General features: G+C 55.6%; 23 protein-coding genes. 9 read left to right on the top strand and 14 right to left on the bottom strand.

Annotation, left to right across the window (positions count from 1 at the left end; genetic code table 11):
• Positions 1-39: 39 nt before the first annotated feature.
• From IG193_RS00465 to IG193_RS00435, 7 genes are all read right to left on the bottom strand, one after another.
• Positions 40-597, bottom strand: coding sequence for a hypothetical protein (locus tag IG193_RS00465; RefSeq protein ID WP_192818946.1), 558 nt, complete (start codon positions 595-597; stop codon positions 40-42).
• Positions 598-735: 138 nt separating this feature from the next.
• Positions 736-2,640 carry an ATP-binding protein gene (locus tag IG193_RS00460; protein WP_192818945.1) on the bottom strand — a complete coding sequence of 635 codons (1,905 nt, stop codon included), beginning with the start codon at positions 2,638-2,640 and terminating at the stop codon, positions 736-738.
• Positions 2,641-3,774 (bottom strand): serine/threonine protein kinase, encoded by a 1,134-nt coding sequence (locus tag IG193_RS00455; RefSeq protein ID WP_192818944.1) that lies wholly within the window; start codon positions 3,772-3,774, stop codon positions 2,641-2,643. It lies immediately after the preceding gene.
• A 56-nt stretch (positions 3,775-3,830) separates the two neighbouring features.
• Complete coding sequence (locus IG193_RS00450) at positions 3,831-4,112, bottom strand: hypothetical protein (protein WP_218042149.1); 282 nt, start codon at positions 4,110-4,112, stop codon at positions 3,831-3,833.
• A 383-nt stretch (positions 4,113-4,495) separates the two neighbouring features.
• Positions 4,496-5,080: a hypothetical protein gene (locus IG193_RS00445; RefSeq protein ID WP_192818942.1), complete on the bottom strand. Its 585-nt coding sequence runs from the start codon at positions 5,078-5,080 to the stop codon at positions 4,496-4,498.
• A gap of 434 nt (positions 5,081-5,514) precedes the next feature.
• Positions 5,515-6,123 (bottom strand): hypothetical protein, encoded by a 609-nt coding sequence (locus tag IG193_RS00440; RefSeq protein WP_192818941.1) that lies wholly within the window; start codon positions 6,121-6,123, stop codon positions 5,515-5,517.
• Between the two features lie 282 nt (positions 6,124-6,405).
• Positions 6,406-6,591 (bottom strand): hypothetical protein, encoded by a 186-nt coding sequence (locus tag IG193_RS00435; RefSeq protein WP_192818940.1) that lies wholly within the window; start codon positions 6,589-6,591, stop codon positions 6,406-6,408.
• A 105-nt stretch (positions 6,592-6,696) separates the two neighbouring features.
• Here IG193_RS00435 and IG193_RS00430 point away from each other — a divergent pair, with 105 nt between their 5' ends.
• Positions 6,697-7,059 (top strand): DUF5518 domain-containing protein, encoded by a 363-nt coding sequence (locus IG193_RS00430; protein ID WP_192818939.1) that lies wholly within the window; start codon positions 6,697-6,699, stop codon positions 7,057-7,059.
• A 247-nt stretch (positions 7,060-7,306) separates the two neighbouring features.
• On the opposite strand, the gene IG193_RS00425 is transcribed toward IG193_RS00430, so the two are convergent.
• Positions 7,307-8,320 carry an ankyrin repeat domain-containing protein gene (locus tag IG193_RS00425; RefSeq protein WP_218042148.1) on the bottom strand — a complete coding sequence of 338 codons (1,014 nt, stop codon included), beginning with the start codon at positions 8,318-8,320 and terminating at the stop codon, positions 7,307-7,309.
• Between the two features lie 112 nt (positions 8,321-8,432).
• Between IG193_RS00425 and IG193_RS00420 the strand changes: the two genes are divergently transcribed.
• Positions 8,433-8,945 (top strand): hypothetical protein, encoded by a 513-nt coding sequence (locus IG193_RS00420; protein ID WP_192818938.1) that lies wholly within the window; start codon positions 8,433-8,435, stop codon positions 8,943-8,945.
• Between the two features lie 84 nt (positions 8,946-9,029).
• Here IG193_RS00420 and IG193_RS00415 read toward each other — a convergent pair whose 3' ends face one another.
• Positions 9,030-9,590: a hypothetical protein gene (locus IG193_RS00415; protein WP_192818937.1), complete on the bottom strand. Its 561-nt coding sequence runs from the start codon at positions 9,588-9,590 to the stop codon at positions 9,030-9,032.
• Between the two features lie 121 nt (positions 9,591-9,711).
• On the opposite strand from IG193_RS00415, the gene IG193_RS00410 reads away from it, so the two are divergent.
• The 3 genes from IG193_RS00410 (at position 9,712) to IG193_RS00400 (ending at position 12,467) form a co-directional block, all read left to right on the top strand.
• Positions 9,712-10,050 (top strand): hypothetical protein, encoded by a 339-nt coding sequence (locus IG193_RS00410; RefSeq protein WP_192818936.1) that lies wholly within the window; start codon positions 9,712-9,714, stop codon positions 10,048-10,050.
• A gap of 9 nt (positions 10,051-10,059) precedes the next feature.
• The gene (locus tag IG193_RS00405) at positions 10,060-11,601 is read left to right on the top strand and encodes a S8 family peptidase (RefSeq protein WP_192818935.1); all 1,542 of its coding nucleotides are present in this window, start codon (positions 10,060-10,062) and stop codon (positions 11,599-11,601) included.
• A gap of 293 nt (positions 11,602-11,894) precedes the next feature.
• Positions 11,895-12,467, top strand: a complete 573-nt coding sequence (locus IG193_RS00400; protein WP_192818934.1) for a hypothetical protein — start codon at positions 11,895-11,897, stop codon at positions 12,465-12,467.
• Between the two features lie 39 nt (positions 12,468-12,506).
• Here IG193_RS00400 and IG193_RS00395 read toward each other — a convergent pair whose 3' ends face one another.
• The 3 genes from IG193_RS00395 to IG193_RS00385 are packed head-to-tail and all read right to left on the bottom strand — an operon-like array spanning position 12,507 to position 15,265.
• Entirely contained in the window at positions 12,507-12,914 is a 408-nt protein-coding gene (locus IG193_RS00395) for a hypothetical protein (RefSeq protein WP_192818933.1), read from the bottom strand.
• A 48-nt stretch (positions 12,915-12,962) separates the two neighbouring features.
• Entirely contained in the window at positions 12,963-14,816 is a 1,854-nt protein-coding gene (locus IG193_RS00390) for a COG1470 family protein (protein WP_192818932.1), read from the bottom strand.
• A gap of 41 nt (positions 14,817-14,857) precedes the next feature.
• Complete coding sequence (locus tag IG193_RS00385; RefSeq protein WP_192818931.1) at positions 14,858-15,265, bottom strand: hypothetical protein; 408 nt, start codon at positions 15,263-15,265, stop codon at positions 14,858-14,860.
• A gap of 153 nt (positions 15,266-15,418) precedes the next feature.
• Between IG193_RS00385 and IG193_RS00380 the strand changes: the two genes are divergently transcribed.
• From IG193_RS00380 to IG193_RS00365, 4 genes are read left to right on the top strand one after another with little or no spacing between them, the layout of a single operon-like run.
• Positions 15,419-17,347: a hypothetical protein gene (locus IG193_RS00380; protein WP_192818930.1), complete on the top strand. Its 1,929-nt coding sequence runs from the start codon at positions 15,419-15,421 to the stop codon at positions 17,345-17,347.
• Entirely contained in the window at positions 17,344-18,279 is a 936-nt protein-coding gene (locus IG193_RS00375; RefSeq protein WP_192818929.1) for a hypothetical protein, read from the top strand. The genes IG193_RS00380 and IG193_RS00375 overlap by 4 nt, the downstream gene beginning before the upstream one ends.
• Before the next feature lie 3 nt (positions 18,280-18,282).
• A complete protein-coding gene (locus IG193_RS00370; RefSeq protein ID WP_192818928.1) occupies positions 18,283-19,434 on the top strand; it encodes a zinc ribbon domain-containing protein in 1,152 nt (383 codons plus the stop codon).
• Between the two features lie 6 nt (positions 19,435-19,440).
• On the top strand, positions 19,441-21,492 hold the full coding sequence (locus IG193_RS00365) for a serine/threonine-protein kinase (RefSeq protein WP_192818927.1): 2,052 nt from the start codon (positions 19,441-19,443) through the stop codon (positions 21,490-21,492).
• Positions 21,493-21,572: 80 nt separating this feature from the next.
• Here IG193_RS00365 and IG193_RS00360 read toward each other — a convergent pair whose 3' ends face one another.
• On the bottom strand, positions 21,573-22,091 hold the full coding sequence (locus IG193_RS00360) for an ankyrin repeat domain-containing protein (RefSeq protein WP_192818926.1): 519 nt from the start codon (positions 22,089-22,091) through the stop codon (positions 21,573-21,575).
• Positions 22,084-22,344 (bottom strand): hypothetical protein, encoded by a 261-nt coding sequence (locus tag IG193_RS00355; RefSeq protein WP_218042147.1) that lies wholly within the window; start codon positions 22,342-22,344, stop codon positions 22,084-22,086. Before IG193_RS00355 ends, IG193_RS00360 begins: the two co-directional genes overlap by 8 nt.
• Between the last annotated feature and the right edge of the window lie 247 nt (positions 22,345-22,591).

Genomic DNA, 22,591 nt, shown 5'->3' with positions numbered 1-22,591 from the left:
ACACCCCGCGGACAGACAATAAAAACCTATCGCTGGAGGCTACCGATGCAGCCGGGTCGGGGTCTCCCCGACCTCCTCCGCAGCACCCTCAATGTAAACCTCAACATAAATCTCATCGGAGGATTCATAACAACCTCCGCGGCACCTTAACCCGCAGACGTAATCCCCTTCCTCTCCTACCTCAAAGTCGATTGTGCGCTCATCGCCCCTCCCTTCGAGAGTGATCCGGTAGACTGGGGGGAGTACTACGCCGACACCCCTCTCCTTGGCAAGTTCCAAGACTTTCCAAACGTCCGTCTGGGGTTCGAGAATAATACCTCTAAAATCCTTTAAATCCTCTAGCTTGCGGAGCTCCCAGGCCCCCTCGATCTTTACTAGTGAATATGCAAATATTTCACTGCCAAGCCCAGGTCCGACGTATGAAGCTATTATAAAGTCATATCTACAGTAGCTCACACTACAAAGGAGAATTTTAACTTTACCTGATATCTTTGTGCCCACCTTTAAGTGCCTTGGGGGGAATGTAATGTCTCCATACCTTACCGTCTTTATCCAGGGTTTCTTCACTGCAAGCCCTCTAATGTACTCCAATGCCACGAGATAAACATTACCCCGGAACCCCCAACTCGCTAACAGTCCCAATACAGGAGCGGGTAGGAGCCGCTGTTGCCCCTGTAGCCGGGAAAAGTGGAAGCCGGGGGCTGGGGAGCACCGGAGTAACTCCTGCCTCCGCGGCTAGAGGCCTAGCCAGACGAGGCACACTTCCTCCACGCTGACCCCCTGGGGCTTGACAGGTACTATTTGCTCGCGCACGCGCCTCCGGGCCTCAGCCTTCTCCCTCTCTACCTCTGCGCGGAGCTCTGCTAGTTGTGCAAGTAGCTCTGACTTCCTCCTGGCGAGCTCTCCCGCCCGGCCACCGCGTAGCAGTGGCGCGAGGTGTGCTAGGGCTCTCGCCCCCCTACCCGAGAGGAGCGAGCTCGCTAGCCTGCCGAGCGCCTCTAGCCTGCGCGTCCTCTCCCTCTCCTCTTCCCGGGCTATCCTCTCCTCCAGCCTGCGTATTGAGCCTTCTAGGGCCTTCACCCTCCTAGAGTACTTCTTCTCTACGTCTCTGTATAGCTCCACGGCTACTGCGTCGAGGACTCTCTGCTCGAACTCTTCTGGTTTTTCACCGGGCTGGGAGCAGAAGCCCCGGTAAACGAGGAACGCCCTGCTAGCCCAGTACTTCTCGAACATCGCCTGTACGTCCCTGAGCCACGCCTCGTAGGCCTCGGGGACGGGCTCCCGCTCCGCGGCCTGGATCAAGTGGCGTACGCTCTGGAGCGGGACGCCGTAGGCGGCCTTAGACTCGAAGTCCAGCCTGCCCGCCTCGAAGAAGGACTCCACCCTCGCGGTGCAGGGGCCGGCGTGTACTCTGGCGGAGATGTACACTGCTGGCTTGAAGCCGTAGCCACCCAGGGGGATGTACACGCTCCCAAAGCTGTGGCCCTGCGGGAGTGGCCTTCCCGGGGGCAGTGCTCTGGCCAGGGTGCCTACCTCGCCTAGAGTCAGTGGTGGGCCCAACCTCGTATACGTGTCTCTACTCCTCATGAACTCCACTCTACCCTCTCTCACGAGGAGGAACTCCCTGAACTTGAGCTCTCTGAGCAGGCCTGGCTTATCGAGGCCCACGCCCTCCGCGACAGCCCTCCTGTCGCGCTCGGACTGGAGCCTGCCGATAATCCACGTGCCGATATTGGACAGGGCCTTGTAGTCTATGTCCCTGGCGTTCTGCGTCGCCAGGACTACGGAGGTGCCGAAGGCCCTCCCCTGCTTGACCAGGAGGAGTAGGGGCTCCTTGGAGGGTGTCCTCCTGACAGGGGGTATGAAGCCGTACGCCTCGTCCAGGTAGAAGAGTAGTCTGAGCCTGCCAGACCCGCCAGTGCCAGTCATCCACCTGTAGACTGCCTGTGCGAGAAGGGACGTGAAGAAGACCTTCTCGTCTAGAGTGAGGTGTGCCAGGTAGAACACTGCGGCCTTAAACCTCGATATCCCGTCCATGTCTAGGGGCACCCCCCTGAGCCACTTCCCGAAAGAGGGGGAGGAGATAACCGCGTTCAGCTCGGAGGCGAGGCTCTTCCTGAGGCCCTCTGGGGCAAAGTCCTCTAGGCCCATCGGGCCTATGCTTGTAAAGGGGGGAGACACTACGAGCTCTACGAGCTCGTGCAAGTCCACAAAACCGCGGCGCGACCACTGCTCCAGTATTATGTGGGAGAGGAGCGTGTGCTCGACAGCTCTCCCGGGCCTGCGGACCAAGCTGAGGAGGGAGAAGGCGAGGTTTGAGGCGCACTCCTCCACTGACTGGGCGGGCCTCGACAAGGCCCCGAGGATGTTTACAGGGCTAGGCTCAGCCCCCGGCGTGAATACCGCGGTCTGGCCCTGCGTCCAGTGTTCAGCCCACCTGGCAATGTTAGACAAGTCCCCCTTGACGTCTAGGGCTACGACATTCCTCCCGTCCATGAGCACCTCCTCCATTAACGCTACCCCGACGCCCGTCTTCCCCGACCCCGTCATCCCGAGTATGACCACGTGCTTGAGGAGCTCCTCCTCTGCCAGCTCGACAGCCCTGCCCTCCCACTCGCCGATCCTGAAGGACGAAGGCATCTACTCCACCGCCAGCTCCATCTCTAGGTACGTCGTCCCCGACACTTCGCCGTAGGAGAGCGCCACCCTCTCCCTAAGGCCTATCGCCTCCTCGCCTCGGACTACAACCCACCTGCCACCCCTGTATAGCGCCGGCTTGTTCTTCCCCAGCCTGACCACCTTCATCCGGGCCACGTCTACCAGGAGGTGCCCTTCGGGGAGCCTGGAGATGTACTGCTCCACGTCATCTGCCAGGGTGACCCTCTCGTCCCCGCACACGGCCACCACTCTAAGTGAACTGCGATCCCTCCCGATGAGTATCTTCCCCCCGCACTTAAAAACGTCGAAGGTGTATTCACTTCCTTCCACTCTAATCCTCACCTTCCCCCCCGGGAGCACTATCTGGCTCGTGTGCCCTAGTCCCCCGAGCATGCACTTCTTAACGACCTCTGCGAAGACGCCACACTTCCTGAATTCTGGGTTATTCGGATGCTCGCCCGTGAGGGCGTAGTAGAGCGTGGCACCGTAGGAGTACACGTCGTAGTAGAACTCCACGCCCCCCTTACTGGATAGGTCGGGGTGCGTGTAGCTACCACTGGATATCCTCCAGTCAGGGTAGTTCTCCGGGAGCTGCGTTACTTCGTGGTATAGTGCGCAGCCAAAGTCTACGACTACGGGGTCTGACGGGTCACCACCCCTGAGTATAATATTGCTGGGCTTAAGGTCGCGCAAGACGTAGCCCTTCTCGTTCACGCTCCTAACAGCCTCGAGCAGGGCCCTCGCGAAGAGGAGGGCACTACGCCCCTCCAGCGGCCCATTCTTCTCAACGTAGTCCCGTAGCGTAGGCCCCTTGACGAACTCCATTATAATTACCGGGAGCTCGTACCCCTGTACTCTGACATACCCGAAATCAACAAACCTGACGACGTGCCGCTCCCCCTTCACCGTTTTCAAGACGCCCTTCTCGGTCTCGAACCTCCCCCTCACCTTCTCAAAGCCTACCTGAATTACGACGTCCAGCCGCGGGATCTTCCCTATAAGATCGCCGGAGAGGAGGTAGAGCTCGCCGAAGCCCCCCGTCTTAAAGTGCCTGAGAACAGTATACTCTCCGTGCTCCCCGCGTATCCTGTAGCCTTCGGCGAGCATCCCAAGCATCTAGGCGTGCTCCCGGGATTAAAGCCTTTCCCCCGGTACAGTGCTGGGCCCGAGGCCTAGTGGTGGCTCCTGGTAATCATCTCCTCACCCCCTCCACGCCCCCTCTTCTCCTCAAAGAGTATGACATGCTCATCTTCCCCGCGGCAGTAAAAACCTATCTTAATAACCTCGTCGTCAACGTAAATATAGGGGACATGGCCATCACACCATCTATCGTCACATATTATCCGACCACCGCATAATGGGCACCTTCCTATATGAGAATCAACATATTTTTTGAGAAGCTCACTGGCCTCCACATATTCCTTAATTCTGTCCATAACTGTGTCTAGAGACATGCCCCCTTATGTATCCTTTTCTCCCCTTATTTAACGTTTTTTGCTGTTAACCCGCACTTACTAATGAGGAGCTGGCGGTTAGGGACGCTACTGGCCAGGAGGAGCCCACGTAGTGCCGCGTACCCGTGTGCCCCCCCATCAAAGAACATAATAACCGTCCCCCCGTGGTGAAAGGGGTTGCCGTGTTTGGCTTGCAGCTGGGCTTTACCGGTAAGCACGGACAACGGCCGACTCTTGTAGAGCCCGCTATATGGGGGTCTGGCGGCACTGGCCAGCGGCAGGCGGGGCCTGGCCGAGCCCGGGAACCCCGGGGGAACTGCTCTCCAGGTCGGGGCGCCAGAGCGCAGAAAGGCTTGTTTCAAGGGGGTGAAGTGTCTTTATTTTTAGGGCCAGCCGTAGGCCATTCTGTGGATCTTAGCAGTGCTGTCTTTAAGGTATGCTAGGAGGTCGCGGGGGGCTCCCCCGCTCTTGATAACTTCATCTGCCCCCCTGAGAAACTCTATAACTATTCTCTTGAGAGCTTCACGGGCGTCTACCGCCGCATCTACAATAATGCCATGTACTTCTAGGTGGGATTGGGAAACTTCTCCTTTGAATATAGCTTCAAGGTTCCGGAAAGTCGTGAAGTCCGAACTAATCTTGCCAAAATCTGGAATATAGTCCTTGAAGTGTTCGTCAGTGTCAAATTTGTAGGCTTCGCCTCTAAGGGACTCTACGACCTGGAGAGGTAGCCCGGATTTTTCGAGGCGCGTTAGTAGTGCTCTCTTGAACTCTCTCTCGAAGATAATGTCTAGTAATTTGCTACTAAACTCAAACCACATAAAAGCCTCAGTAAACGCAAAGTCCTTAAACGTGTGGGCTAGATCCCTGCAAGCTCTTAGAGTCCTCATTAACGCAACAGCAGGATTAAGGTTCTCCTCCTCTATTTCACGTATTATCCTCAAAATCTCGTCTCTCAGTCTCTCCATCCCGCTGTAACGGCATCGGGGCACATATAAACATTGTTTCAATGAAGGTAAGCAATTGCCAACCCCGGGGATTCCCATCTCTACGTGCCCAGCCCCCCGGCTCCAAACTCCAGGACGCCCTTTGCCAAGCTCGGGAAACCCCCGGCCTCTGAGCCAGCTACGAGGGATGTGAGGAACGTGCAAAAAGCTGGGGTAAGGGAGATCCACGGCTGATGTCTGGAGGAGCTATAAGCCCTTCGTAACTCTCTTCGCCGAGTCATCCACCCCGCGACTGCGAGGGTATTGGGAATAGAGGGTGGGGGTACGTGGGGTGATCGGGGCCCAAGATTAGCAGAGTCGGGGCTGTAGACGGCTACATAGGGGCGCAGTCCACGGCCTCGTACGCTCCCAGCCTGGAAACAACGCCCAGCCGAGCCCTCTCCGTCCCAGCGGGCTTACTCCACGTAGACTGATACCTCGACGCAGGAATTTTCTTCTAACTTACTCTTAACCACCAGATTTAACAGCCCGACGACAGTAGAGACGGCGAGAGTAACAAGAATAATAGTGTTAAGCATCTCCAGGAACATATCCAGGAACATTGCCAGGAACATTGAAGTTAGGCGCGCGCCTAGTTTCTCGATAGGAAACGAGGAAACGTAAAGAAAGAAGAATGTGATGAGGATGAGGAGAAATGTGATGAAGAGGAATGTGATGAGAGCAGTAAGAGCTGCAGTTTCTGCGAAGATCTTAAGCCTCTTACTGGCCGTGAGCACCGGTCTTAACTCTAGGGAACATGTATACTCGCCTTCCTCGATAACGCTGAAGAGTACATCCTCTTCACGTCCAACAACTTTGCTGTAGACGGTGGTTTCGCCAAGCAACCTTTTTCTGCTAATGAAAAGTGCTGCTCTATGCTTACCCTCTCTAACTATAATCTTCCCCGTAACCCGAGTGCCTGGCGTGAGGTATTTCGGAGGAAACTTAATCCTATAACCCTCTGAATACTTCAGCCTCTTACATACCTCAGTGCTAACCCACTCCCCTCTACTAGAGGCCCCCATACCCCTTGGTAGCAAATCACCCTCATTTATTTAAGGATAGCCCCGCGGAGCAGCAGCTGCCCGTCTTCAGGTGCCTGCCCGGGCTGCTGGACAAACAGGATCCCCCTCCCACAGGCCCCCCTCTAGAACTCTCTCCCCTCACTTTTATTCCTCCCGCAAGGCCTGGGGGTTCCCGGTACGCCTCCCACCATACACCGCGACGGGCCGTGCCCTGTACTTCTCCTCAGGGGAACCCTAGTACGTCTCCCCTGTCGGCGGAGAGCTAGCCCACAGTATCGTGCTCTAGTGCTGACTATAGACTGGTCGCGCCAGCTCCTGGAAATCCCTCGCTGCCGCGATCAAACCCCAAGACACGAGGAGTACTCGCGGGGCAGGCCGGGTCTCGCCGGCTACCCGCCCGGCGGGGGCCTTCCTCCCGGTACACGCCTTCCCAGAGTGCGTCGTGTAGCCCCCGCTAATTAAGTCCATGGTTCCGCTACGGCGATGGAGTTTGCGGCGCTACTGTCTGTCCCGGGGGGTAGCAGGCCCCCGCCCAGAGTTAAGTTAATAAGTGGGGGCTCTGAGTAAGAGCACGTGGCGGGGAAGGGCAACCTCCTCCTAGGCGTGCTCGCAGGCTTCATCGTACACCTACTCCTCGGCGGGCCCCTCCCCGTAATCGGGGACTTCATCGCGGGGCTCGTCGCCGGCTACATCGCTGTGGGTGCGGGTAGGGGCGCCATAGCAGGCTTCCTGGCAGGGATGCTCGGGGGGATCATCCTGGCATTCGCCCTCTCCCTGCTCGTAGCTCTCCTCGCCCCATACATACCCTTCCTGGCCCCCTACATCTCCCTCCTACAGGCCAGCCTAGCACTACTAGTCTTAATCCTCAGCGCTAAGGGAGCAGTTATAGGCCTCATCGGGGGGCTTATCGGGGGGCTACTAGCAGCCAGGAAGTAGCCGGGGAAAGCGCTACACCCGGCGCGCCCCAGGGAGTAGGCAGGCTCCCCAGGGATCCTGCTGGAGTTGAAAGAGCCCGCCCCCGGCACTACACCTGCGGGACACCCCCCGGCAGGGGGGACTAAGGCGGGCCGCCAGGCAATCGCGTAGAGCCCCCTGGAGAAGAGTTTGAGCACGGCTAGCACGTAGTCCGGGGCCCAGCTCCCCTGGAAACTGGGGCCTGCCCCGCGTAGTGTCGCTTTGCAGCCTACACGTGCCGCCTGGTGACCGCCTCCTCGTCTTCCCCGTGGGTGTGGGGCTCTGCCTCCCCGCCCTCCCCCCTCTTGGACTTGAAGACTAGTATTGGCGTCCCCGACTTTGGGCAGTGGTAGCCTAGGGCCACGTACCCGCCGCCCACCTCGATGTAGGGTAAGTGGCCGTGGCTCCAACCACTACCCGACACAACCTCGCCCTGGCACACAGGGCACCTCACGCCGCTCAGCCTCCTCCTCAGAGACTCCTCAAACTCCTCCCACGGGGGCACTCCGGCTGCGCCGGCATACCCGGCTACAGGCTCCCCCACTCTGGCTCGCGAGCCCCCTCTAGCAGACTCAAGGAGCTCGACGACTTCTTTGTGCCCCCCCTTTTTCGCAAGGTCTAGGGGCGTCCTGCCAATCACGTTCCTGGCGTTTACGTCTGCACCCCTCTCCACTAGTAGCCCTACGACATCCAAGTGCCCCTTCTCAGCAGCCCAGTGTAGCGGTGTATTGCCAGCCTTGTCTCTGGCGTTTACGTCTGCACCCCTCTCCAGTAGCAGCCTCGCGACATCCAAGCGCCCCATCATAGCAGCAAAGTGTAGCGGTGTATTGCCACCCTTGCTCCTGGCGTCTACTTCTGCGCCCCTATCCAGTAGCAGCCCCGCGACATCCAAGCGCCCCATCATAGCAGCATAGTGTAGCGGCGTCAAGCCAATCCCGTCCCTGGCGTCTACTTCTGCGCCCCTATCCAGCAGCAGCCTCACGACTCCCAGGTGCCCACCGCCAGCAGCAATGTGTAGCGGCGTCAGGCCAGCCTTGTCTCTGGCGTTTACGTGTGCGCCTCTCTCCAGCAGCAGCCTCGCGACATCCAGGTACCCATAGAGAGCAGCACGGTGTAGCGGTGTGTCGCCATCCTCGTCCACGGCGTTCACATGTGCGCCTTTGTCGAGTAGTTTCTTTACCCTCCCGTAGTCGCCCCTCGCCGCTGCCTCCAGCAGTCCCCTGTCTAGCGAGCCCCAAGGCACGGGGGAGTACTCGCGGGGCAGGCCTATAAACGTTGCCGCAGGGCAGTCCCGGGCACTGGGGGCCGAGCACCTCCAGCAGAAAGCTATAAAAGGCCCCGGAGGTTAGAGTAGCGTGTCTAGCATCGACCCCTACGAACTACTCGGGGCTGTTGGCTACTTTCTAACACTATCCCTTGGAGGTGCGCTATTGTACATAGGGAGGATGTCTGGTAACGCTAGAATAGCATCGCTCGGCGCCTCACTCGTGTTCGCGAGCGTGCCCGTAGCACTCCTAGCATGTGCCTCCCCCTACTACAGCGCTCTTCTCGCTATACTCCGTTTCCTGGAGAGCTCCCTGGAGGCCCGTGCCGCCTTCTGTATTCTCGCCGTGGTATTCCTCCTGCCTACAGTCGGAAAGGTAACATATGAAGTAAGCTATGAAATGCTAGGAAACTCATTCTCCGCAGCTGTAATGACTGGAGTAGTTATAGCGTATGCTGGAGTGGCTGCGTGGGAGCTGGTACCGGCCCTCGTGGCGATGTTTACGGCTCTCAGCGTTTTTCAGGTGGTCTTTGTAACGGCTGCTGTGATAGCCACAGCAGTTGCCGCGACAGCAATTCACGTTTCGCAGAGGACTAGAATTTAGAAAAGTCCGGCGTAACATGCCCCCTGGGTAACTGCCACAGCTCTTGCAAGCACGGCGGCTTCACTCCAAGGAGACTTCTCCTCCTCACTTCTTGGCTTCTCCCGGCGGAGGAGGCGGAGCTGGGGGAGGGGGCGGGGGTGGAGGCTGTTCCTGCACCTTAGGCTTTTGAGGGGGTGCGGGTTTCTCGGTGGGCGCTATGAGGAGGCCAACTAGGACGGTGGCTATCGCGACGGCAAGTAGCATGGAGCCTGTGAGTAGAGAGATTGCGAGGAGGACTGCTGTGAGCACGAGCCACGTGCTCCGGGTGCCGTGGGGTATGGGTAGGGTGTCAGGTAGCTTCAACATCCTGTAGCCGAGGTAGGCTAAGACGAGATAGACTACAAGCATGACTGCCAGTAACGCTGAGCCAATGCCCACGAGAAAGCTGACAAGCGGCTTTAACCACGGTATGGATGTGAATACTGTAGTGAGTACATCGACTAGGAGGGGCGGGAGAACCCAGATTATGAAAAGCGAGACCATGCTCTTCACAGCCTCCACTAGGCTGAAGATTAGTACGAGGATGCCTCCAACCCGGATCAGGAAGGCTCCTAGTTCTTCTGCGATCTGCTTTGCCGGCTCACCGAAAACTTTTCCGGCCTGCACGCTTTAACTAGTGAACGCCCCTAATATTAAACTTTTCTAAGGCTATCTTTTAGCGAAAAGTTTAACTCGCAATCCTTTAACTCTTTTTACAATGGACGTCTCGTCCCGCCTTAGGAGCTTAGTGCTAAAGTTGAAAGCCAGGAAGTGGCGTGTTTTCCTCGAGAGGCTTCCCGAAGACGAGCGTAGTGCACTTCTAGCCAAACTAGGCGTTAGCAGCATTGAACAGGCTGTGCAGGTGCTTCTGGAGATCCCTGGGGGCAGGGTCTTCATACACTTCCGGGGAGCCCTAAAGCGCATCCCCGGGGTCGAGTATGTGAGAGAGTTCCCGGACATGAACATGGCTTCAGCCTACGTGTCTGAGAGCTCCCTCAGGGAATTACTCCTAGACAGAGACGTTGTAAGGGTGGAGCCTGTCCCCAGGGTGCGGGCCCTGGGTAAAGACGCGTCGCTTAAGGAATAGGTGGTGAGCGTGAGGGTTGACCCGCGCCTCCTCGAGAGGAGATCGGGGGTGGAGAGGCTCTTCTTTCACACTACAATGAGGGTGGATGACTACTACATACTAACGTATAAGGCTAGAGTACGGGAGGACATACCTGAGGCTCTCGGGGTCAAGCCCTCATATGTAAGAGCACTAGACCTCACGCCAGTCCACCTCTTCGGGCCAGAGGCGATGTTCTCGGCTTATGCTAGATTGGATAAATTCGGGGAGCTCGTAAAGAGTGGCATCCCTGGGGTAGAGGCAGTCGAGCTAGTCCCAATGACCCACCTCCTCCTGCACGAAAGCGTCCCCCTCATTGGGGGGAGGAGAGCCCACGAATTGGGCTACACGGGGAGGAGGGTGAAAGTAGCCGTGCTAGACACGGGCATCGACAAGAACCACCCCGACCTGCGTGGCTGCGTAGTCGAGGAGAGGAGCTTCACGTCTGAACCCCCCGGCGACTGGAATGGGCATGGGACACATGTTGCGGGCATTGTTTCCAGTAGGGACAGCTACTACACGGGAGTTGCCCCAGGCGCAGAGCTTGTAAATGCAAAAGTCATTGATTCTACTGGAGAGGGGAGGCTTGACGACACCATAGCTGCGGTAAAGTGGGTTGTAAGTGTAAAAGCAGACGTCATAAACCTAAGCTTCGGCGTACTTTTACCCCCCAGCGAGTTCGAGTCCCCAGCGCTGAACAAGTTCGCCTCCGAGCTCAATAAGTTAGCGAGGAGCGGCGTCCTGGTGGTAGCGGCTGCCGGCAACGACGGTGAGCAAGGCTCAAACTCTATCAACTACCCGGCAGTAGTCCCAGGTGTTATTGCTGTCGGCGCTACTGACAAGAGAGGCAAGGTGACGGCGTACTCTTCTGAGGGGAGCCCCCAGCTTGAAGGTCTCGTCGGCGAGCCCAAGCCCAACCTCGTAGCCCCCGGAGGGGCCCCCGGCTCCTCCCAGGAGGGGATAGTATCTTCCCTCAGCACGGAGATCTCCCGGAGCCGGAGGGAGGAGCTGGCAGGCAGGATTGTTGACGAGTACCACGTATCGCTGGTCGGGACTAGTATGGCTACCCCGCACGTCTCCGGGGCTATAGCAGTGTTGCTCGAGAAATTCGAGGAACTCGGGGCAGATAGGGCTCAGAGGTACCCTCTCGTTTTCGGCGCACTTGCTAGAACTGCCGCAGACACGGGCGCTACGAGGTACAAGCAGGGCTACGGCCTTATACAGGTCGACAAAGCCCTCAAAGAGCTTGGGAGGCACTCAATACCAGTTCCGGGTTTCAGGCAGATCGGGAGGGTTCCTGTGGGCAAGCCGAAGGTCGACGAGGTAACATTGGCTGTCGCGTCACTACTGGGGGCGTTCGCTGCAGAGGTTGTCGGGACACTCCTCACGTACAAACGGGACAAGGCGAGGGAGCTCGTCGAGAAGCTCAGGGCCGCAGAGTATCTCCTCAGGGTTGGGAGGATATCCGAGGAAGACTTTAAACTCTACAAGGAGTTTATAATCAGCGAATTAAGGAGGATATACCAGTCTTGAGCTACCAGTGGGAATAGTGGACTGAAGAGCTACTCCCTAATCTCGCATAATGAATAGAGCTGAGTTTTCGGTCGTGGTGGGACTCAAGCCCAGAGCCGTGCCCAGGGGGGATGTAGCTCAAAAACCCATTGGGAACCCCTTGAGGCCGGAGGCATAGGGGATCTTTAGGAGTCGAGACCTTAAGGAAGGCGAATTACTTCCTTTTCATCCTCTAATTTAAGGGTATACATGATTTCCCTCGTTTTTCTACACAAAGTAAATATATGTGTTGTTCATATTATAGCTCGATACGAATGGGTAGCTCATCAATTGACTGGAATGCGGTGTTTAAAGAGATAGCAAAGACAGTCGGCACTGAGACTGCACGAGGCCTCTTCTATGCTGCATTAATAAATACCCTTTACCCTGCTCTATCACAGAAAATCGCGGATTTAGTTTCACAGGCGAATAGAGGCAAAATCACGCAAGATGAGCTCTTAAGGAGGATCGAGCAGGAGATAGCTTCGCTAAAACAACAGTCTCCCCCACTCGCCTCACCTCAGGTCGACATAAACGCCATAATACGCGAACTAGAGAGGAGGGGCTATCCTCCGGTGCAAACCCCCCAGCAACCGCTTTACCCTCCGTCCCCAATTCCCCAGCAACCGCTTTACTCTCCGTCCTCCGTTGAGGTGGAGCTGCAGAGGAAGAAAATCGAGAATGAGATAAATACTCTCAACGAGATAAGGGGTGAATTAATGCGGAGAGTGTACTTAGGGAAAGACCCCCAGGAGGTGGAGGATGCTAAAAAGAAGCTTGAAGAAGTTGAGAGAAAGATAAAAGAGAAGGAACTGGAGCTACAGAGGCTCTTATATCCTCTCAGGTAGCAGGCACAAGGAAAATAAGAGGGAAAAAGAGGGATATTTCTAGGATGCTACTTTAAGTTCTTCAATCATTCTCCTCAACTCGCTGTATTTCCTGGCGTCTATTTTGCCCTGGAGCATAAGCTCCTCCAGATCCCGTTCAATCTTTCCAAGCCTCAACATCTCTTCTTCAGTGAGTTTTCTCTGTTTGCGGGCCTCGAGGAGACCTGCCAGGAGAAGACCTATAGCCGCCGCCGTCAATACCCCTGTTGCTGTGGGCTCGGGGAGTGCTAGCTTCTTGGGCTTCTTCAGCTTTGAGCGTAGCCACGAAATGGCTAGGTACGCAGACAACACGAGGGAGATTATCGGCAGTACGGGAGGGGCCGTCCTCATCCCCCCGGAAAACCACTCATAGAGCCCTGGGAGGGCTAGAATAGCTAGGATTAGTGCTATGAGTAGGCGTACACTCACGCTTATAGGAGAGCACCTAAGGGTATTAAAACTTTTGCCTCCGTGTGTTCAAGTTTTTTCAGGCAGAGGGCCGGCGAGAACTTTCTCCTTCCTCTGCAGGCACACTTGCACCTCCTCGCCTATCTTCCTTAAGTAGTCGTCCTGAGTTATAACTCCGTTGAGCAACGCGTCGTCTAGCCTCTCTACTGTCTCGAGGCACTCCTCTGGGACTGGCTGGACTAGCTTGCCGAAGTCCGGAACTAGGTCTACGACTTCTTGGACTAGGCCCTGGGGGTTGTAGTAGAGCTCCATAGTCTTCAAGTCGACTAGTAAAAGCCCGATTCTCGGGTTCACGTAATGGCGGGCGAATTTCTTAGCTTCTTCGTCCCACCCAGTGGGTGACCCCACGATCACTATGGCAGGCTCGTCTTTTCCTTCAACAACTCCTATAGCTCTGCTGACCTCCTTAGTACTCAGGGGGTAGTGGTCTACGCCGTACTTGGAGAGTTTGTCACGCCTAGAGTACGTTAGCACGTACACTCTACTGACAGCCCTAGGTACGAGCCCTCCCCTCAGATAGGTGTAGACTACACCTAGACCATTAGGGGGGTCTGAGATACTCTCTTTCTTAAATTTCTCCGCTTCTCTAGGTCTCCACGCGCTGAGCCTCCCCTCCATTATCCCGATGAAGGCTGACTCGAGCCTCTCAGCTGTTGCCGCGTCTACGGCGCTCGAAAGCTCAGCTGGGCTCGCTCTCCTGAGCCGCACGAAGTCGTCGTGTTCCTCGATCACGACGCTTATAGGGTGCTCTAGGACGTACAGTTTCCCCTCATCCCTCTTCTCAACAGCTCTAATGTTCTCGACGATGGTCTTCTTCGGGACTTTAACCTCCTTCCCCCTGGCGACGAGGTACCCGACCATGAAGAGGAGCCCCTTCTGCACAACTCCGTTCACGAGCTGGTCAACGTCTATCCTCTCCTCCTCCCTCGGGAGAACATTAACGCTCACACTGTTACTCCTAAAGGTGTACAACTTACCGTCGACGTAGCACTCCGCCACGGCTGGCTCCAAGGTGATAACACCCCTCTTCTCGGCTTTAACTTCGTAGCTCAGCGTGTACTCCTCGCCGGGCCCCAGAGTCCCAGACCAGCTCGAGTCCCCGCTCACCGCCTTCTCGTCATTCCTGACAGCCAGGGGGGTAGCGATGTTGCCCCTGTTGCGAACATGTACGTTGACTCTGATACTCTCGCCCTCAAAGACTTTATCCCTTTCGACGGTTTTCCTAAGCTCGATTTCGACTCGGGGTGCCGGGGCGGCTTCAACTAGCGGCTTCTCCACGCCAGGTTTTCTCTCAGCACCGGGAGCTCTGACGATGACCTCTATGAGGTTTATCTGAAGTTGTCTCGACGCGCCCCCGCCGCGTGCGTGTACGAACATCCCACCAATAGCATGTCTCCCCTCTTTCTCAGCACGGTAAGTGAAAGTGTATGTTGCATCCTCTCCCTTCCCCAACGGGACTTTGAATGGCTTGGGGGGCTTCTGGGGGGCGACGAGCTCGAGCCCGTCTGAGACTTTGTCAGGCCAGGATTCTGGGAATTCTAGCTCAACGTCGAAGAGGCTACAGTTAATAGCCCTCAGAGTGACTTGTACCGTGTCACCGGTAACGACGCTCCCCTTATCCGCTCTAATTTGTAACTTAACGCATATGTCCCTAGCCTTCTCGTATGCACTCCTCACTTTCTCCTTATACCCTTTTACTCTCTCGAGTAGATGCTTCATATCAGAGGACAAGAGACGAGCTCTTGAGATTTGGTCTTCAATGCCGTCCAGCTCCTTGAGTAGATCTCCCAGGAAGCTTGGCCCTCTCTCGGCGAGCTCGTCTACGGTTCTGTGCTCGATGTACCCGTACCGCTCTCTCAGCATTTCCTTGAACTTCTTGAAGTTTTCGTACTCCTCTCTGAACGTTACGCCTCACCCGTCACTAACTTCACGAGCTTGTCTACGTAGCGCCTACGCATCCAGACGTAGAGCCCGCTGTCAATCTTACCGTTGCAAAAAGCTTCCTGTATTTTCCTGAGCTTGTCCAGACACTCGTAGATCTTCCTCGTCTTGTCCGACGGGCCCTGAGACCTCTTCTCAAGCTCCTTAATGACGAGTCTCAACTCCTCCTCTGTGGGCTCCCGCCCCATGTTCTCCTTAAAGGCCTCCCTAACAATGTCCTCCACTCCCTTAGGCCTGCTGCTTAGAGCATCAATCACGTCGGTGGTGGGTGAGACGAAAACTATTGTCGGCGAGACTATGTACTCTTTCCTCTTGACTTCCCGCCCTACAGCCCACCCGCTCGCCAGTGCAAGAAGGGAGTACCAATCCACGGGGAAAATACTCTGAAGAGCTCTTTTAAGCTTTTCGACAGCATTAATCGTGGATTTTCGACGTGGCTGATACAAGGCCCTAAAAGAAGAAAAGGTAAAAGAATTTAATAGCAAGGAATATATATAAAAAAAGACAAATAGTATCGGGGCGGTATGGAAAAAAGCCCTAAAGCTAGGCTTCTAGTCGTCGAAATGCCCTCCTTGTTGGAAGAACTTGCAGCAAGACTCCTAAAAGAAATATTAAACAGGAGACTGGAGGAGTTCCGCAACCTTAAAGAAGAGCTTTCTAGGAGCCTGGAGCTCAAGAGGGAGAGCGAGGCGAAGTACAGGCAGAACTCTGAGCGTATATCCTTTATCGAAAAGAGGCTAGTCGAGCTCGAACCCCAGAAAAACTTTGCGTCGATTCTAGTGTTCATCTTCTTAATCATCTTCGTTATTTCTCTCGCCTCCAATAACGCGGGGTTTATAATTCTAAGTCTACTCCTTCTTATTATATCTGGAACTGTTGCCCTCGCTAAAAACGACGAGTTTAGCAGGTTGCAGAGGGAAAAAGAGGAGCTTCAGCGGGAGAATAGGGGTTTGGAGAGCCAAATAGAGTTCTTGAGCAGAAAAATAGCTACGCTAGAGGGGGAGCTCAAAGGCTTCAGGTTGCCCCCCGTACTCTTGCGGGCCTTTCGCGCGTACGCGCCAGTCTCCCTGGCCAGAGTAGATGGCGGTTTTGTGGCCTTCGCGCCCTGGGCTGACGAGGCTAAGTTCGAGCTCTTCATCGTCTCTAACCCCGACCTCGTCAACGAGGCTATTAAGAGGCTCCGTGTAGGAGAGAACATATACCTAGAGGCGACTATCCGCGAAAAGGATACAGGCTACAAGGTCGTGAAGGGGCTTAGAGAGCTTAACTTCTGGGAGAAGGTTCTCAAGAGCAGGAACCCGGAGATAATCCTAGACGAGGTTATCTCGGAGGTGTCTAACACTGTCTCGGCGTCTATAGAGTATAGCGAGGAGACCTTCAGGCCTATAAAGCCAGCACCCAATACTCTGGAGTTCTTCGGGAAGCTTTTCTCCGACGGCATTGCCCGTGAGCTGGACGTAGAGGCTTTAGGGGGGCGTTTACCTGTGGGCGGCGCGGAGGCTATTGAGGACGCTGGGAAGTTTAGAGAGCTGTGCTCTGTTATTGAGAGTATGCAGTACATTCCCGACTTTACCCGTGAAGCTCTAGAGTTCACTGAAAGACAAGAGATTTACACTACTCTAATCGGGAAAGCTATAAAGGAGCTCATTGAAGCTACTATTCCCTTAGAGGGCAGAGCCATTGAATACATGTACTCAAGGTATTTCTGCAGGAAGTGCGCAAGCACGTCCCTACGCAGGTACAAGCGCGACATCGACCTCAGGAGATGGGTTCTAGACTACATTCTTGGAGGTGTAGATAGGGATCCCGACATTCTTTTCCCACACGAGTCTACGAGGCATATTGTGGAGGAGAAGTGGAGGAGCCTGAACGACGAGCTCACCCGGTCTCTCCCCCTCCCCAACGTAAAGGGCTCGGAGAGCCTAGACGAACTCCTAAAGAATTACGAAGAGGGCCTAGAGATCTTCGCTCTCCCACTAACAGGCTCGGACGAGCAGATAACCCTAAAGTGGGTATCTGTTTTCAGCGAGCCGGAAATCACCTGTGGGAGCTGCGGCTCAGTCCTGGGAGCAGGGGATTACTACAAGCTATTTAACCTTGAGCTTCCGGCCGTCAAGGGCTATATAGCCCTGCTGAACGAGAGAGTGGAGCACCTCGAGAAAGTGAGTTCAGAGATCATAAGATCCGTTAATGAGGCAAGGAACCTGAAGAACGTGAGCAAAACAGGTATAGGCGCTTACGAACAAATCCTGAGGGACTTCGAGAAAGAAAGAGAGAGCATCCAGAAAGAAATAGCCCAGGCAGAGTCCCACCTGAAGATGCTGAGAGAGTACTCGGCTGTAGTCGTGGCAGGAGCTGCGGCTCTGAACATAGAAGACCTAGTCAAAGAGAGGCCGGAGCTGAAGAGCCAGGTTGAGAGGGTATTGAGCATTGTAAGGGGTGAGGGGAGATGAGCTCGGAGAGTAGCATCACTAGGCTTGAGAGTTACCTGCGTGAGCTCATTCACCAGAACTCCCAGATCCTGGGCTTACTCCAGTCAGTCCGCGACTCAATAAGTGGATTGAGGAAAGATGTTCAGAAGGTAGACGGAGAGCTGCTGAAAATTGACTCTAGTATCAATAGGATGCGCAATGAAGTGGCACTAAGGCTTCTACTCACCAACGCTTTGGACGTGATGCTCGACTATGCTGCAGTTAAAAGCAGGCTCGAGGCCTTAACGTCTTTCCGGGACGTTATAGCAAAGAAGCTTAAGGAAGTAGAGGAGGTGTTCGTAAAGAAGTACCAGGAGATAATCAGCGACTACCTTGATGCCATAAGGGACTACGCTGCTCAATTCGCTAGGAGGGCGCAGGGAGACTTTAAGCTCCTCAAGCTCGCCTTAGACGAGCGCGAGCAAGTTCGTACATTCTATGACCTCGCCCAACCGGAGTACGTCGACCCAGAGCTGCTCGAAATAGTTACCCATGAAGATATAAAGAGGAGGATCGAGACGCTCAAGGAAATTAGGGAAAAGCTTGCCGGGGCGTCCACTAGGCTCGAAAAAGCTAGTGGCGTGCAGAAAGCCTTCAAGGAGAGAGTCTCGCAGTTCCTGTTTCCCGTAACACCCCCTGACGGCACAGATGTGACGTTGGTCTTGCTACCTGTGGTAAAAGTAGTAGTAGAGCACGACTCCGCTAGCCTAGAGGGGACTACAGGCCCCCTGCTCGCCTGGGAGAAGCCCCTCGAGATAAACAACAAGCTAGTGTCTTTTGCTTCAAGCTATATTGACAACAACCCTGTAGCACTAAGCCAGGAAAGCGTCCACAAGCTCAAGCAAATGCTGTTAAGCCTTGCAAGAGACCCCTCTGAGAGACGCCTCATCGAGGAATGGGAGATAAGGGTGTAGCCGATGCCAGGCCTGGTTAGGAGGAGGTTCGAAGCGGGGGAGAAGGTAAAGTACGACGAGACTAGGGATGCTGTCTACCTCGAAGGAGGGTATCGGGGCGTAAGCCCGATAGTCGGAGTTAGGAGTATTTACTCGGATCCCGACGTCGCCCATTTCAACGACCTCATGGCCTTCGACGAAGTCCTCCTCAACGGCGATGCGCTCGTCAGGGGGTCTGTGCTCTCCGAGGCGAGGGTACGTTTTAGCTCTACTGTTGAGGAGCCGGCAGTCGTCTTCGGAGACGTCGGTACTATCCCGAGTAGGACTGAAGGCGAAGAACACGCGCGTGAACGCTCCCTGCAGATAGAGGGGAAAAGCCCGACAGTGATCTTCGGGAACGTCATCACGGGGAACCTCTACATACGGTCACCTTCTGTGATTGTAGGGAACGTGCTAGCCCTGAGAGAGCTCAAAATCGAGGCTGAGAGCGTCATCTTGGGTAGAATCCTCGTCGGGAGTAAGGTCAGTAAGGGGAAAGCCTATATTGAAAACTCAACGTTCTACCACGTCTACGCGTACGGTGACGTAACTCTTGGGCCCGGGAACACCACGATGCTCCCGATAATCGCGTCGAGGGGCGGGAGGATAGAATTAAAGGCAGACACTATTAGAGTCCTCGGGCTTCCTTGCATATACTGCCCTGTTGAGCAGAACCCGTTCCTGTGCTCACGCTACCGCGAGCAGTCGTGCCCCCTAGTCGAGAAAGGCCTGGGCTTTGACTACCTCAGCGAGTTTGACCTGGCGAAGTCCGGAGAGTACGAGTATGTAAGCTGGTTCTGGAGGTCTTCTCCAGCAATGGTGCTCCAAAACGTTCTAGTCAAGAAAGTCCTGTACACGGCCCTAGCACTGAGCAAGAACGTCCTTTTCGACTTGAAAGAGAAAAGGATTAACGGGTTGACCCTCAGCACCTACGTAAGCCAGTACCTTAGAGACGTCAGAGAGAAGGCTGGCGGGGGCATGAGCGCCTCTATTGAAGAAGTCCGGAGGAGCTTCTTCAAGATACTCGAGGAGTACTTCCAGTCTAGAAAACTACCCTACGTTACCTGCTCAAAGTGCGGCATGCCTAACCCCCCTGGGGTAAAGATTTGTATATACTGCGGGAGCAAAGTCTCCTAGGATGGCATGATGGAGCTAGCAATACAGAAAGCCCAACTCATTGACGCCCCTGTGAGGAAGCTCTTCCTGTCTTTCGCAGTTGACTCCCATGGCCAGGTATACAAGTTGCACCCCTCCCGCCCCCCTGAACGCCTCACAGAGGCTCTCGGAGAGCCGGTCTATTTCCACGAGGCTGGAGAGAGACTAGTGTTCTACACGAAGTCAAGGAACCTAGCAGTACTTTCTCCCCCCGCAAGGCTGGAGAGGTATGTCCTTGAGTCAGTACCTGACCAGCTTACCCTAACAGGGGAGGGTTTCGCTATGTCCCAGAGGCACCCGAAGAAAGTTGCAGCCAGCCTTGTTAAAGTCGTAGGCAGTGGTTACACCCTTGAAGTTGAGTCTCCCAGGATTCTCTCAATGGCGAGTGTAGACAACAACCTCTACGCTCTGACGATGACAGGCGAGGTTATAGGCTTGGCGGCTAGCGGCTCCCAGTTAAATGAATTCCTGAGGATTAGGAACCTGCCTCGTGGGTGCACCCGGGTAGTTGCAGTGGGCGACAAGATAGCTGTTAAGTGCCAGGAGAACATTGCGTGCTTCGACGCGTACACGGGCAAGGCCCTGTGGATGCAGAGGGTGAGTCTAGGGTCGCTATTAGCTTGGGGTAACTACCTCGTCCTCTGGGAGCCTGAAGAAACGAGCCTAGAGCTACTCAGTGTTGAAGACGGGTCTCTACAAACCTTGTCCTTCAAGCCAGTATTCACGCTCTTCACTGCCGGGGGGAGACTGTATGTTGTCCAGCGCTACGTGGTAACGGCTTTAAGTGCGGGCCTGGCGAGGGAAAACATGCTGCTACCCATCCCCATCCCTGAAAACATGTCTGTTCACAACGTGGACTTCTACTTCTCTGTCTCAAGGTGGATTGCCTCCTGCTCGCCCACGCCGCCGTCAGTAGTTGTAGAGAAGGTAAGCGTGAAGCCAGCCGAGGGCAAGCACAGAGTGTACATCACTCTCTCGGCTAGGACGCCGTCGAGTAACATCCCCATCTCTAATGCTGAGGCTGTAGTCAAAATAGGAGGTATAGAAGTGTCGAGCGTATCCGACGAGAAGGGGAGGATAGTCGTTGAGACCGAGCTCCCGCCGGGCTCCCACTCCCTGCAGGTGAGGCTAAGAGGCCTCACTCCGACGGAGAGCGAGCTAGGGGTGGTAGAGACTGTGACAGAACACGAAGTCGACGTCCCAGAGGATACTAGACCTTTAGGCCTAAGCGTAGGCGATTTCCTAGACGATAAATACTCTGTCCGGGAGCTCCTCGGGGAGGGAGGTTTTGGGGGAGTGTTCAGAGCCCTCGACATCCTCCTAGAGAGGCGGGTCGCCATCAAGGTGCCGCACGGCCACTTCTCAGACTACTCCGTCCTCCTTGAGGAGGCGTCGAAGCTCGTAGAAGTCTCGAAGAGGGTGAACAGGGAGTCGCACGTCGTCACGGAAGTATACGACGTAAAGTTGTTCAGAGTCAAAGATCTAAGCCACAGGGAGAAAGGGGAGGTCTTCGCAATAGTGATGGAATTCGTTGAGGGGGGCTCTCTCAGAAACCTACTAGCAGGCAGCAGTCTCACCAGCATGGAGAGGAGGAGCATTGCCCTAAAACTAGCGGAGAAAGTGGCTCTCCTGAACGAGAGGAAAGTGGTGCACGGAGACCTAAAGCCAGAAAACATCCTCCTCACAGGCGAGAAAAACCCCATACTAGCAGACTTTTACACTGCAACACTCCTGGGTAGATTCGAGAAGATGAGGAAGCTCAGGAAGCTAGTATTCAGCAGGCTATACGCCCCGCCAGAACTCATAAACTCGGGGATAGTGAGCGAGAAAACAGACTCCTACTCCCTGGGCGTAACGCTAATAGAGCTACTGACGGGCAGAGCACCAGCCCCAGGCTCAATACCCGCCCCACTCCTCGAGGCGAAAACAATCCCCGACAAATGTAAGAAAAAACTCATAGAATCACTTTCACCAGACCCCCACGAGCGCCCAACAACAAGGGAAATCTACGAAGCCCTACAAGATACTCCAAGCACCTAAGCAGGCGCCTCCACACGGGCCTTGTGGGAGACCTCGCTGGACGCCCCCGGCCTGTCGGGGCACTCTAGCCCCGGCTCCTGCTAGGGCTTGTGGGACGTTGCTTCTCTCAGCAGCTCCCTACCCCTCTCTATCGCCCTCTCCACCCACAAGACCGCGCTCGCTGGGTCTACTACCCCGGCTGGAGGGGTTCCGGCAACATCCCCCCTCCCCACTCTAGCTCGCGAGCCCCCTCTGGCAGACTCCAGGAGCTCGACGACTTTTTTGTGCCCTCCCGCCCTCGCAAGGTCTAGAGGCGTCCAGCCAGCCTTGTTTCTGGCGTTCACGTCTGCGCCCCTATCCAACAGCAGCTTCACGACTTTCAAGCGCCCACCGCGAGCAGCATGGTGTAGTGGCGTACTGCCATAATTGTCTCTGGCATCTACTTCTGCGCCCCTGTCGAGTAGCAGCTCCGCGACATCCAGGTGCCCCATCCAAGCAGCATGGTGTAGTGGCGTCTCGCCATGCTTGTCTCTGGTGTTCACGTGTGCGCCTCTGTCGAGTAGTTCTTTTACCCTCCAGTAGTCGCCCCTCGCCGCTGCCTCAATCAAATCCTCAGACACGGGGGAGTACTCGCGGGGCAGGCCTATAAACGTTGCCGCGTGCCCCTAGGGAGCACAGCCCTCCCCGCCCCACAGCCTTGCTGTCGGCCTCTGCGTACCTCCCCCTCGCCACGAGTAAGGCTAGCCCGTCGAACAAGCTGAATGTCCAAACGCCATCTCCGCCAGTTTCTCCATGCCCCCTGGGTTTCTGACCACGCCTAGAAGGCAACTCCTTCCCCAAGTAACCTAGGACTGAGCCACCCTTGAAGGGCAACCACCCGGTATCCGCCCTCGCTCGTGTCCTTTCACTGCCGTGCCCCCGCAATAGTACCAGAAGCTCTGTGTTGGAGGCGGCGGGGGGGGGTGTTGCTGGTTGTGGAATCGCTGGGCGCTCTTGGCCCCCGACGTGACGGCTCTAGCCCAGTGCCCCCTCCCGCTCTTAGCCGTAGGAGCCTAAACTCGGCATTACTCCAGGGTTAATTAGGGTCTAGGCGTGAAGAGGCGGAGAAGCCCCTCTAGAG

This window comes from Infirmifilum lucidum, assembly GCF_014876775.1.
Taxonomy (GTDB): Archaea; Thermoproteota; Thermoprotei; order Thermofilales; family Thermofilaceae; genus Thermofilum; species Thermofilum lucidum.
This window is presented reverse-complemented; position numbering and strand designations above follow the sequence as displayed.

Coding starts and splice junctions, on each gene's coding strand:
- IG193_RS00390 (WP_192818932.1), bottom strand. CDS start 14,816: ATGCTGAGAGAGCGGTACGGGTACATCGAGCACAGAACCGTAGACGAG.
- IG193_RS00435 (WP_192818940.1), bottom strand. CDS start 6,591: ATGGACTTAATTAGCGGGGGCTACACGACGCACTCTGGGAAGGCGTGT.
- IG193_RS00375 (WP_192818929.1), top strand. CDS start 17,344: ATGAGCTCGGAGAGTAGCATCACTAGGCTTGAGAGTTACCTGCGTGAG.
- IG193_RS00440 (WP_192818941.1), bottom strand. CDS start 6,123: ATGGGGGCCTCTAGTAGAGGGGAGTGGGTTAGCACTGAGGTATGTAAG.
- IG193_RS00400 (WP_192818934.1), top strand. CDS start 11,895: ATGGGTAGCTCATCAATTGACTGGAATGCGGTGTTTAAAGAGATAGCA.
- IG193_RS00455 (WP_192818944.1), bottom strand. CDS start 3,774: ATGCTTGGGATGCTCGCCGAAGGCTACAGGATACGCGGGGAGCACGGA.
- IG193_RS00460 (WP_192818945.1), bottom strand. CDS start 2,640: ATGCCTTCGTCCTTCAGGATCGGCGAGTGGGAGGGCAGGGCTGTCGAG.
- IG193_RS00445 (WP_192818942.1), bottom strand. CDS start 5,080: ATGGAGAGACTGAGAGACGAGATTTTGAGGATAATACGTGAAATAGAG.
- IG193_RS00450 (WP_218042149.1), bottom strand. CDS start 4,112: ATGTCTCTAGACACAGTTATGGACAGAATTAAGGAATATGTGGAGGCC.
- IG193_RS00380 (WP_192818930.1), top strand. CDS start 15,419: ATGGAAAAAAGCCCTAAAGCTAGGCTTCTAGTCGTCGAAATGCCCTCC.
- IG193_RS00370 (WP_192818928.1), top strand. CDS start 18,283: ATGCCAGGCCTGGTTAGGAGGAGGTTCGAAGCGGGGGAGAAGGTAAAG.
- IG193_RS00365 (WP_192818927.1), top strand. CDS start 19,441: ATGATGGAGCTAGCAATACAGAAAGCCCAACTCATTGACGCCCCTGTG.